This is a genomic window from Ruegeria sp. AE3 (genome assembly GCF_056542225.1).
The window spans coordinates 77,398-88,744 of sequence record NZ_JBQFZL010000010.1; the positions used below are offsets into that span (position 1 = coordinate 77,398).

Below are 11,347 nucleotides of genomic sequence, written 5' to 3' on the forward strand. Positions count from 1 at the left end.
TGTTACGATTCCATCGGGCCATGTTTCTTGGCGTTCGGGTTCAAAATGCGGTCGCGTATCTTTCGGGCAAATCTGAGAACCAGAGTTTCAAAGCCCTCGGGGCGTTTGACGAGATGCCACAAAAGGAAATGCATCCCGGTATATACAAAGGCACCGATCAGCACTTTGACTGCAAACCGATAGCGCAGCAGCGGCAGATCATCGAGCGTGTCGAACGCCCAGCCGATCTGGTCCTGATTGCCAATTGCGCTGTCGACGAAAAAAACGGCCGCAATCATAACCAGCGTAGACACAATCGACCGCCAGGCGACGGTGATTGGCCCAAAGAATGTGCGCGTGCCATATCGCTTGGCAATGAGCAATGTGGTGAAAATAGCGGCTGTGCTGGCAGCACCCGCCGCAGCCAATGCCCCCATAAAGCCGAACTGCACACCGGCCATCATCAGTAGGCAGACGAGGATCAGAAGGAAAAAATTTCTGATAAACAGAAGCTTGGTCGAGCCTTCGACATAGGATGCCGACCGGACATTTTCCTGAAGTGTTTCCAGCGCTTTGAGCGGTGCCAGAACCCATATGACCTGTACCGCACCCAGCCATTGCCAGCCGATCACGACAATCACCAGGTAATTGGCGACCAGCGCCATTCCGACCGAAATCGGCAATACAATTGCCAGAAGTAACTCGTTCAGCCGATTGAAAGCTTCATCCTGACGGTCAGTATTGCGGGATATGTATGCAAGCCCCGGGTAAAGCACACGCTGCAAGGGGGCAAACAACTGCGTTGTGACGAGCGTGCTCAGCCGATTTCCCAACCGGAACACACCGGCATCGGAAGGCCCCAGGGTGGCACCAATGATAAGCTGCGGCATGTTTTTTGAGAAGAACTGAGCTATCTGCGCGCCGGTGGTCCAGACCGAAAACGAAAAACAGTCATGCCAGCGTTTCAACGACAGGCGCACGGTCATTGGCGCTATGCTGAATGTCCATATGCTGCGGGTTGCAAGGGCGCAGAAATTGGCGGCGATGATTGCCCAGAAGTCACGCCAGATCAAAGCCATGCTGATTGCAATGATCGCATATACGATCCGGCTGATCGTCTCTTCCCCGGCGGCATAAATAAAGCGCAGTTTGCGTTCATACAGTATGAAACGGGGACTTCTCAGGGCGATGATCAGAGACAGCACGCACAGGACTGGGGCAAGCTGTGTCAGTTCGGGCAGCCCGATAAGCGGGAACAAAGGTCTGGTTGCATAAAACAGCAACGCTGCGGCAATGCCGAGGATCACCTGAAAGGTGAACACCGTGCTGAGATGCTCCTGAGTGACGTCGTCAAGCCGTATGAGAACGACGGCGATCTGCCGCTGCATCATCTCAAGAAAGGCTGTTGCAACCAGGAAATAGGCGGCGATGCCGAAGTCCTTGGGCGTAAGCAGCCGGGCGGTTACAATCAGGGTGATCAGCCCGAGCACCTGCCGAAACAAGCTCGAGGCAAATAATGTAGTTGCCCCCACCGCAAGAGCGGACGTGCGGGAAGATGTGTTTTTTGACGGAGCAGGATCGGACGGCTGCTTCAAGTGATTAACTTTCCAAACTCATAACAAAAGACGCATTGCTGCGTTAGTGTTTCCAAATCTGCGATCCTTTGGCAGGCTCCGAGACGTGCAGGAGCGCGATTCTGGTATTCCCGCCGGGCGGCTGATAGTTGCCCGCATAGTGCTATTTTGTATTGCCTCGCAACGGTTTTGTTTCGTTTATCAGAGGATACTCGTATCTCGTACCAGTAGATTGAATTCTGTTTCAAAGTGTATTTTCAATTGGTGTCATGAATTGGACATCAAATACAGAAAGAAACCAAGCGTGACGGTTTGCACATTTCGTGGTCGCCGCCGGGTATTGGGTGCTGAGTTTTAGAGCGGTATGACAGTATGAAGATTGCGATTTTTGGTTTGGGATATGTGGGGTTCACAGCGGCGTGCTGTCTGACCCGTGAAGGGCATGAGGTGATCGGCATTGATGTGAGTGCCGACAAGGTTTCCGAAATCAACGCAGGCCAGCCCCCAATCAAGGAACCCAAGGTTGAAGAGTTGCTGACCGAGGCGCTTGGGAAAAATCTGATCCGCGCCGTGGTCGAGATGCCGGATCTCGGGGATGTGGATCTGGCCATTGTCTGTGTGGGCACGCCCAGTTCCACTGACGGCTCGCATAACATGAGCTTCGTGGCCGAGGTGACGCGTCAGATTGCCGAGACCGTATCGCCGGATCGGGCGCGGCCTCTGACGGTGGCGTATCGGTCAACCTTCCGGCCAGGCACCGTGCGGCAGCTGATCGAGCCGATCTTCCAAAGCTATCTGGGCGAGCGGACGGGTCAGGCGGTCGAGATTGTCTATAACCCCGAATTCCTGCGCGAGGCGTCGGCGGTAGATGACTTCTTCAACCCGCCCAAGATCGTTGTTGGTACAGCCGATGGCAATCGCTCGGCGGTGATGGACGAAATGCACGAGGGGTTGGACGCGCCGGTGTTCTACACCGCTTTTGAAGAGGCCGAGATCACCAAATTCGTCGACAACACCTGGCACGCCACCAAGGTGGCCTTCGCCAACGAGATCGGCCGTATCTGCCACAGCATGGGCGTATCCGCCAAAACCATGCACGAGATTTTCGTCTCGGATACCAAGCTGAATATCTCGGCCTATTACACCCGCCCGGGCGGCGCGTTCGGGGGCTCGTGCCTGCCCAAAGATGTGCGCGCGCTGCAGCATATCGCTGGCGAGGTGGGGGCCCATACCCATCTGATCGACAGCCTGTTGCAGACCAATCAGGCGCACAAGACCTATCAGGCGCAGGACATCATGGCGCGGCTGCCCGAAGGCGGCCGGGTGCTGATGGCGGGGCTGGCCTTCAAGGCCGGAACCGATGATCTGCGCGAAAGCCCCAATGTCGATATTGCCCGGCGGCTGCTGCAGGCGGGGTATCAGCTGTCGGTCTATGATCCGGCCATCAAGCCTGCTGATCTGCGGGGGCAGAACCTGGGTTATGCCTTTACCCATCTGCCCAATGTGGGCCGCCTGTTGGTTGATCGCGCCGCGGCCGAGGCCGGGCCATGGGATTTGGTGGTCGGATCGAACCGGATCGTGAACGAGCTGAACCTTGGCGATGCAGAGGTGATAAGAACCTATGAATATGACTAGCCCTGTGTCCGCCGTTCAGCCGATCTCGTTCGACGAGCTGCGCCAGAGCCAGCCGCTGAAAGGGCTGAAGGTTCTGATCGTGGTGGAAAACCTGCCCGTGCCCTTTGACCGCCGCGTCTGGATGGAGGCGCGCACGCTGGCTGCTGCAGGCGCGCTGGTCTCGGTCATCTGCCCCACCGGCAAGGGCCATGAGGAACGTGTCTGGGAAGATGAAGGCATCAAGGTCTACCGCCACCCGCTGCCGTTGGATGCCAGTGGCGCGTTGGGATATTTGCTGGAATATGGCGCGGCGCTGTTCTGGGAAAGCTGGCTGTCACTGAAGATCAAGTTCACCCGTGGGTTTCACGTCATCCATGGTTGCAACCCGCCCGATCTGATCTTTCTGGTGGCGCTGCCCTTCAAGCTGTTTGGCGTGCGCTATCTGTTCGATCACCACGACATCAACCCCGAGCTTTACGAGGCCAAGTTCGACAAACGCGGCTTCTTCTGGAAGCTGATGAAGACGTTCGAGCGGCTGACCTTCGCCTCGGCACGGGTGTCGATTGCCACCAATGAAAGCTATCGCAAGATCGCCATCGAGCGCGGCGGCATGGCGCCCGAGGATGTCTTTGTGGTTCGCTCGGGCCCCGATCTGAGCCGGTTGCAGCACCTGCCGCCAAACCCCGCGTGGCGCAACGGGCGGACATACATGGTGGGCTATGTCGGCGTCATGGGCGATCAGGAAGGCATTGACCTTCTGCTGGAATCCGTGGCGCATCTTGTGCAGGTTCAGGGGCGCGACGACATCCAGTTCTGCCTTGTGGGCGGCGGTCCCAGCCTGGACAAGCTGCGGGAACAGTCCTCTGATATGGGCCTGTCGGATTGCGTCACCTTCACCGGCCGCGCGCCGGATCAGGATCTGTTCGAGATCCTGTCGACCGCCGATGTCTGCGTGAACCCGGACCGGGTGAACGAGATGAATGACAAATCCACCATGAACAAGATCCTTGAATACATGGCGTTCGAGAAACCCATCGTTCAGTTCGACGTGACCGAAGGGCGGTTCTCGGCACAGGAAGCCTCGCTTTACGCCAAGGCCAACGATCCGGTGGATATGGCCGACAAGATCACCGAGCTGCTGGCAGATGCCGACCGCCGCGCCGCCATGGGCCGCTATGGCCGCGCCCGGGTCGAAGCCGAGATGGCCTGGCCCCATCAGGTCCCCGCGCTGATTGCGGCGTATCAGCGGATCTGGAAAGGGTAGGGCCAGCCTATTTGGCGACTTGCTTGGCCTTGACGCGCCCCGGCGCTTTGATCCGGTGCCGCAGTTTCATGGCAGGCGCTTCAATCAGATGCCAGGACAGAATGGCGCAGATCAGCGTGAAGGGCATCGCGATGGCCATGTTTATGGCAGGTGTTGTCACCCCCGATTGCGCCACAAGCTGCTGGATGGGAAAAGCGTAAATGTAAACGCCGTAGGAATAGTCGCCCAGCCGGTTGTAGTTCAGCAGCAGCGGTACTTTGGCGTATCCGGCGAAGAACACCGCATAAGACAGGCTGACAGCGAATACGGGCATAAACAGCGGTGTGAACCAGGCGGCGACGGTCACGGCTGCCACTCCGGAAAGCATGCCCCAGGACAGGGGGATTTTGTCGCGCCAGATGTAAAACACCATTCCTGTAAGGAACGTCAGCCCAAGCTTTGCGAGTTGCTCGATACGCGTGTTCAGGTCCAGAACCATTGTTGCGGCGTAGATGCACAGGAACAGCAGCACTAATCCGGCAAAGATCTTTCGGTTTCCCAGCAGACCGAGAAGACCGCAAATGAAGACACCTGCATAACAGGTGACTTCATAGGACAGAGACCAGAGCGACCCGTTGATCCCGGCTCCGCCGGGGTTGGATTCAAACACGCCAGGCAGGCCGTATAACAAGTCGAACAACAGCATGTTGCGGATGAAATATTCGCTGGTCGCGGCCCAGAACACAGAAGGTTCGGCGTTTGTCAGCACGAAACCGGCCACCATGATGGTCACGATAAGAACCGTGGCAAGGGCGGGAAACAGCCGTAAAACCCGGGCTGTCAGGAACGAAACCACGGATGATTGCCGGTCAAAGCTGCGCGTGATGAAGAACCCGGAAATGGCAAAGAAAATCCATACGCAGACCGTTCCCAATGTCAGGCCGTGCAGCAGGTTTTCAAGGGGCTGGGGTGCCCCACTGCCCCAGCTGATGGGATAAGCGTGCGACACCAACACACCACTGGCCGCAAGAATGCGGATCAGGTTGAAATTATTATCGCGACCGTCCGCGCGGTCCGCGATGAACCTGGCGGTCTCTGTGGGTGATATGCTCGCAACGCTTGCTTTCATTTACGGGTCTCTGGGTCGATCATATCCTTAAGGCGGGGCTATTGGGCAGCTTCACGTTGATACAGGGTCCACGGTTCGGTTGCGGCCAGTATCCTGAAACCATCGACCTGCTGCCGGAAAGAATCCACCGCACAGACCACGACGGTATCCGCCTTTGCCTGTGACAGGATAGCCAGAGCAGAAGGCACCGTGTATTCGGTATCCCCGCTGATCTGCCGGGTTGCCGTCTGTATATCGCTCAATGGCCCGACCAGCCGGATGGGCTGTTGCGTGGGATTGGCAAATGTCGGCACAGCGGTTCCGTTGAACACCATGAGAAACGACAAAGGGATACAGCTGGGCCTGAACATCTGCGGGTTTCTGGTGTCTTCCAGATAGGCCCCCGCGCCCAGGCTGAGCGTGTCATGCGTGTTGAGCGCGTCGAGGAATGCTGCGTAGTTCCTGCCATCCTGATACCATCCGGTGGTCAGCACCAGATTCCGAACCAGCAACAGCCCGGCAAGCGTTGCGATCGCTGCCTGCCGGTAAGATAGTTTTGCGTCCGGGTTCAGAGACAGGCTGGCCGCCAGAAGCGTCAGCAACAAAAGCGGGGTACGCTCGCTGAGATGCCCGACGCCAAACAGGTTGGGCGGTATGATCAGAACCAGCACGGCGCAAAGCGCAACGGCAAGCTTCATGCGCTTGTCGATGTGCCAGACACCGGCCAGCAGGCCGCAGATCAGCGCGCCCCACAAAATAACGCCGAACCCATAGTCGAACGAGCGCCAGGTTGAATCCGCCACCCGTAGAAAGCCGTCGATGCGCAGGAAAACCTCGGTACTCAGCCGGTCCCACAAGGTTCCTTTTTCAGCATGCGCCAGCAGGTTTGTAACCGGTGAGGTCGCACCACCACCTGCGGTTTTCGTCTGCAGGAACAGCAGGACCGGGGCGATGGCGATCAAAGCCAGCCTGCCGGCCCGTCGTGCAAGGGCGGCAAACCCCGAATGCCCTACCCGAAGCGCAAGCGACAGCTCGACCATGCCCAGGATCAGACCCCAAAGCGCAAATGCAAAGCCGTGGATGAAAAACAGTAGAAGACCCAGGGTAGCCGTCACGAGCAACTGGCGCGCCGGACGGTCCTGCGCAGCGATCCAGTATCCGGTTGCGCCCAAAAGAACGCCCAGCCCCAGCAGAAAGTTCGAAAACCCCCAGATCAGGATGTGGTTATAGGCCACCAGCCCGGCCAGCAGCACGTTTAGCGTTGTGATCCGGCCATGCAGGACATGCGACAGGTACAGGACACCGGCAAAGGGCGCAGCGATGATAAGTCCGGCGATCAGCTTGGCTCCAAGCAGCGGGTGCAGAATCTTCATGATGCTCATCCCCACAACATCAAGGCCGAGATTGGGTAGCAGCTGCCAGGCGGATTCGTAATATTGCTGCAACGTATTCGAAGCCGGCAGGTTTGCCAGAACATAGTAGCGCGCGATGTGGGCGTAGAAATCCGTCAGGGGCAGGACAGGCGTCACGAACAACGGAATGAGGCTGACGCATATGGTCAGTACTAGAACCGCGCGCTGGCCGTCACTTCGGATCGACGTATTCATCTCTGCCGTACACTCATACTTTTTCATATACTCAATAATCAGAACGTTTTGTCGGCTAACAATCAGAAGCACCTAACCATACAGCTATTATGTTCAGAGGTGGTTTGAAATTTTAGCTACACCTACCATGCGGCAAAGGTTTGGCAGCCGTATATTTGATATTGCTTTGAATGCGTCTTGCTGATCCAAGGAGAGAACAGGTTGATCATTCATATCTGGCATGGCTGTCATTGTGGGACAAAGCGGGGTAGCAGCCTCAGACTGGGTTCCATGAAACGCTGCAGTCTGGCATCCGCGTCCGCCTCGGTTTCGCCAGGCAGGATGGGGGTGACAAAACGAACCAATGCGCCGTCGGTCCGGCCCATGGTGAACCCGTCCTGAATAACGCTCATCTTGGCGCGGAAATCGTTGACCATGCGTTTGCCGCGCTGTTCGAACCAGTAGTAAACAAGCTGCTTTGACAGCTCTTTCTGGATGACCGCGCGGTTGACGGTAAAGCTGCCGTAAGGGGTGTCGCCCGGATTGATCTCATATGGCTCAAGGCTGAAGATTTCCCAGCCACCTACGGGCAGGCAAACCTCGGGTGAATGGATGCCATCACCATCGGTTTGTTTGTTGTAGAAGGCCACGAACATGTTCACGAAATCACCGGACTCGGTGTCGATATAGGTGGCATTGAGATAATCGTCCGCGCCCAGGGTCTGTTCGACCTTGGGATCAAGGCTGGTGGTCGACCCCGACCAGTCGCCCAATTGGCGCGGATAGAGGACAAAGGGATCGCGCTCGATGGGTCGCACGTCCGAAGCCGGCCGCAGGGTCCAGGCGGTTGATGCCGCAAGAGTCAACAGGGTCGCCACCGCCAGCGCGACCGAAGCGCGAATGCTGAAAATGCGCAGCGCGACGGTACCCAGCCCTTCGGTATCCAGGTCGATTGCCTCGGTGAACGGTTTCGGATCGGGGGCCAGACGCTGCAAGCCGAGCGCCATGAGAAACAGAATGGCGACGCAGAGCAGGAAGATGATCCAGCCTTCGAAGAAATGCATGAACCCTTCGGCTTGTTCGATGCCATGCTGATTGACCAGAATACCGATTACGCCGATGCGGATGGAGTTCATCAGAACGGTCAGCGGCGCGGCCGAGACCAGCAGAACCACCTTGTGCCAGATCGGGCCGCGGTAGAGCAGGGCAAAGAGGTATGAAAAGCTGAGGATCGGGAACAGGTAGCGTAGCCCGGAACAGGCCTCGGCCACCTGCAGCTTGTAGACTCCCAGATCGATGACATTGCCTTCGATAAAGACCGAAACACCGGCGAGCTGCACGAACCAGACGCCCAGCTCGGACGATATCCATTGCAGGAAGATCGTGAGCTTCCAGTAGACGAACTGGGGCAGGGGCAGCATGAAGATCAGATGGATTACGGGCAATTGGTGGTATTTCCCGCGTTGCCAGCCGAAGACGGTCACCATGACGCCACCGGTCCAGATGATCATCGCATAGGTGACGATATCCGGAATTCGGGCCAGATTTCCCAGAATGGCGATGGCCAGGGCCCCGGCAATCACGGCCACGCCAGGCCAGCGGTCGCGCACGATGGGATTGGGCACCGGCATGTCGCGTAGTTCACGCAGGAACAGGTACAGCGAGATGATAGGGATCAGCGGTCCGTGACTGTATTCCGGCGTGCTCCACGCCGCGCCCAGCGAGACAATCCCGATCCAGAAAACGGGGACCGACCCGATCAGAAGCAGGGTAAACAAGAACAGCCCGACGGTGTCGATGGCTGGCAAGGCCATTCGGGCCGCCTCAATCATCTTGTTACGGCTGTTATTTGATTCGAAATGTTGCATCGCTTTTTATCATGCACAATCGGATGTGATCTGGAATTACGGTGGTTTGAGGTCGCGTATTTCTGATCTAGCGTTGAAACAATCACCTTATTGGGGTGGGTTTGTTCTAAATTAATGACAGTTTTGAAAACGGGTCAGGGCTTGAGGATGAACCGCCGCCCAAGGGTCAAAAAGACCGAGCTTGAACTTGCGGTAAAGCCGTTCTGGTCATCTCTTTCGTATTGGTACCCCAGGTTCATAGCCCAGACTCTTGTAATCGCGCGGCTGTAGGATGCGCTGAACGTGCCTCGTGTGCGTGGATTCGATGCGCCTGAGCCTTCCGTTTCCTGATCAATTACATCGATGCTGAAGGAAAGGGCGGACACGGGATTGATGACGTAGTCGTATGTCAGGAAGGCTAGTGTCTGGCGGGTTTCCAAACTGTCTGTGCTGGTGCCGACACGGCGTTGGATCGTCGCCCCGATCCGGGAATTGGGCAGCCGGTAGGAATAGTCGATCTGACCGATCGGGGTGACCTCATCGAACGGTCCGCGGGTAAAGCCAGCATTGAAACTCAACGATCCATTGGCCCGCTGATAGCTGCGTCCGGCAGTTGCATTAATTCTGGAGCCGTTCACCCCGAAAATCTGGTCAATTTGAATATCCGCATTTCCATCGGAGAGCGCCTTGTTCCATGAGAAATTCCAGACAAAGTCCTCGGTTACATTATTCGTGTTGGTTGCGCGTTCTGTATCGTCAACCTGAGTGTACCCGGCATTTGCGGTGACAGTGGTTGTGGCAGAGATATTATATGTCCCGCCCATTGAAACGGTTGTTGTCTGCCGGTCGGTTTGTACGCTGTCATCCGCTGAAAAGTCTTCGTAATTGACTCGCAGATTGCCCAGTAAAATTGGAGAAACCCGGAACAGCGTGGTCGCGGTATAAATGTCTGACCTGTTCTCGAACAGGCTTGGATCGATCGTATTCTTGTAGCTGCGTTCGCGATGGCGGTAGTCGAACTGGAATCCCAAGGGGGCGTTCAGGCCGACAGCCCAATTCAGGCCTGCGCGGGTGTTGACTTGATCTCCGACAGTTCCGATCACGTCGGCGGAGTCTATGATGCCATCAAAATTAGTGTCCGTCAGCGATCGGTTGAAGGCCAAATCCTGTTCGCGGTATTCCAGAAGCAGACCAAGTTGGCTGTTCGAGCGCGTGCGCTGATATGCCAGCAGCGCGGATGGATCCGAAAACGACGATTCTGTTCCGATAATCGGTTCGTTGGCGATCCGATACAAACCTGAAAGATCAAGGGCCAGAGAGGAATCGGATGCCTGCCTCAGGACGCTCAGGGCCAGTGTATTTTCCCACCATGTTGTCGACCCAAGCGATGGATCCGTCAGCCTGAGATTGTTGTCGTGTTTGAAGGATGTCAGATAATCCAGAGTGACGCTCAGACCGGAGCCGATCCCGGTCGCCTGACCGGTTGCGGGCAGACCAACCTGTCGGGCCGGGTTTCGTAATGCCTGTTGTGTGATCAATTGTTGGCTGGGCGTTTGTTGCACAACCGTTGATGGCACGGTTGTCTGCTGCAGGGTTGTTTGCGCCGACGTTATTGGTTGTGCCGTTGTTTGCGGTATGGGAGCCTGTGGTAGCTGGGCCTGCTGCCCAAATGCTGGCATCAGCGAAATTGCAAACGCTACTCCGCCCCCCAGAACAGAGGACAGCCTGTTCCTGAACTTCCCCACCTGTACAGCCCCTATTCGAACAAGCGGCGTGCTGGCACGACAACAACGTCTCCGGGCTTGAGCACAGTATTTCCCTGGATGCCGCCGCCCGAGCCATTGTAATTGTAGGTGTATTTGTTCATCACGCCTGTTTTATTATCAGCCCGACGCAATTCGATGCGTTTGCGAGCCGCGAAATTGGTCAGGCCACCGGCCTGCGCCAAAACCTGTAGAATGGTCGTACCTTCGGTTGCAAGATGCTTTCCGGGTACATTGACCTCACCCATTATGAAGACTTCGATCGTTGGCCCGGTCGAGGCGAGCCCTCCTAGCAACGGAGGCGGTGCAAGCGATGCGATCGAGATAAATACCGTCGGCGGTGTATTGAAATTCCTGGCCAGCGCCGAAGAGAGAGACGAGCTTAGGCCGTTGGTGGACTGACCGGCTGCCCGCAACGAGCCGACAAGAGGGAAGTTGATGGAGCCGTCAGGCAGAACCAGAACGGTCCGATTCAGAGTGGGGTCTTCCAGCACCTCCACCTGAAGCGCATCACCCGGCTGGATTTGATATGAACCTTGCGCCCACGATTCCGTTGCCACAAACATGGCGATGACAAGAGCAATGAGTGATCCGATAACTGTACGCATATTCAAATCTTTCACTTTTTCCCTC

General features: G+C 56.6%; 8 protein-coding genes. 2 read left to right on the plus strand and 6 right to left on the minus strand.

From position 1 onward, the window contains the following. Positions 1 to 2 precede the first annotated feature (2 nt). Complete coding sequence (locus ACR0NZ_RS15970) at positions 3 to 1,511, minus strand: oligosaccharide flippase family protein (RefSeq protein ID WP_480520320.1); 1,509 nt, start codon at positions 1,509 to 1,511, stop codon at positions 3 to 5. A gap of 414 nt (positions 1,512 to 1,925) precedes the next feature. Between ACR0NZ_RS15970 and ACR0NZ_RS15975 the strand changes: the two genes are divergently transcribed. Next, a complete protein-coding gene (locus ACR0NZ_RS15975) occupies positions 1,926 to 3,188 on the plus strand; it encodes a nucleotide sugar dehydrogenase (RefSeq protein ID WP_480520282.1) in 1,263 nt (420 codons plus the stop codon). Then, on the plus strand, positions 3,181 to 4,431 hold the full coding sequence (locus ACR0NZ_RS15980; RefSeq protein WP_480520284.1) for a glycosyltransferase family 4 protein: 1,251 nt from the start codon (positions 3,181 to 3,183) through the stop codon (positions 4,429 to 4,431). Before ACR0NZ_RS15975 ends, ACR0NZ_RS15980 begins: the two co-directional genes overlap by 8 nt. Before the next feature lie 7 nt (positions 4,432 to 4,438). On the opposite strand, the gene ACR0NZ_RS15985 is transcribed toward ACR0NZ_RS15980, so the two are convergent. The 5 genes from ACR0NZ_RS15985 to ACR0NZ_RS16005 all read right to left on the minus strand — a co-directional run bounded on the left by ACR0NZ_RS15985 (position 4,439) and on the right by ACR0NZ_RS16005 (position 11,322). Beyond that, positions 4,439 to 5,539 (minus strand): acyltransferase family protein, encoded by a 1,101-nt coding sequence (locus ACR0NZ_RS15985; RefSeq protein ID WP_480520286.1) that lies wholly within the window; start codon positions 5,537 to 5,539, stop codon positions 4,439 to 4,441. Between the two features lie 38 nt (positions 5,540 to 5,577). Next, the gene (locus ACR0NZ_RS15990) at positions 5,578 to 7,125 is read right to left on the minus strand and encodes a hypothetical protein (protein WP_480520288.1); all 1,548 of its coding nucleotides are present in this window, start codon (positions 7,123 to 7,125) and stop codon (positions 5,578 to 5,580) included. Between the two features lie 227 nt (positions 7,126 to 7,352). Beyond that, the gene (gene xrtD, locus ACR0NZ_RS15995) at positions 7,353 to 8,972 is read right to left on the minus strand and encodes a VPLPA-CTERM-specific exosortase XrtD (RefSeq protein ID WP_480520290.1); all 1,620 of its coding nucleotides are present in this window, start codon (positions 8,970 to 8,972) and stop codon (positions 7,353 to 7,355) included. A gap of 134 nt (positions 8,973 to 9,106) precedes the next feature. Next, the gene (locus ACR0NZ_RS16000) at positions 9,107 to 10,528 is read right to left on the minus strand and encodes a hypothetical protein (protein ID WP_480520292.1); all 1,422 of its coding nucleotides are present in this window, start codon (positions 10,526 to 10,528) and stop codon (positions 9,107 to 9,109) included. Positions 10,529 to 10,707: 179 nt separating this feature from the next. After that, on the minus strand, positions 10,708 to 11,322 hold the full coding sequence (locus tag ACR0NZ_RS16005) for a polysaccharide biosynthesis/export family protein (protein ID WP_480520294.1): 615 nt from the start codon (positions 11,320 to 11,322) through the stop codon (positions 10,708 to 10,710). Between the last annotated feature and the right edge of the window lie 25 nt (positions 11,323 to 11,347).

Bases quoted from the DNA above. Each gene is read 5' to 3' on its own strand.
- ACR0NZ_RS15985 (WP_480520286.1), bottom strand. From the start codon at position 5,539: ATGAAAGCAAGCGTTGCGAGCATATCACCCACAGAGACCGCCAGGTTC.
- ACR0NZ_RS15990 (WP_480520288.1), bottom strand. From the start codon at position 7,125: ATGAATACGTCGATCCGAAGTGACGGCCAGCGCGCGGTTCTAGTACTG.
- ACR0NZ_RS15975 (WP_480520282.1), top strand. From the start codon at position 1,926: ATGAAGATTGCGATTTTTGGTTTGGGATATGTGGGGTTCACAGCGGCG.
- ACR0NZ_RS15980 (WP_480520284.1), top strand. From the start codon at position 3,181: ATGACTAGCCCTGTGTCCGCCGTTCAGCCGATCTCGTTCGACGAGCTG.
- ACR0NZ_RS16005 (WP_480520294.1), bottom strand. From the start codon at position 11,322: ATGCGTACAGTTATCGGATCACTCATTGCTCTTGTCATCGCCATGTTT.
- xrtD (WP_480520290.1), bottom strand. From the start codon at position 8,972: ATGCAACATTTCGAATCAAATAACAGCCGTAACAAGATGATTGAGGCG.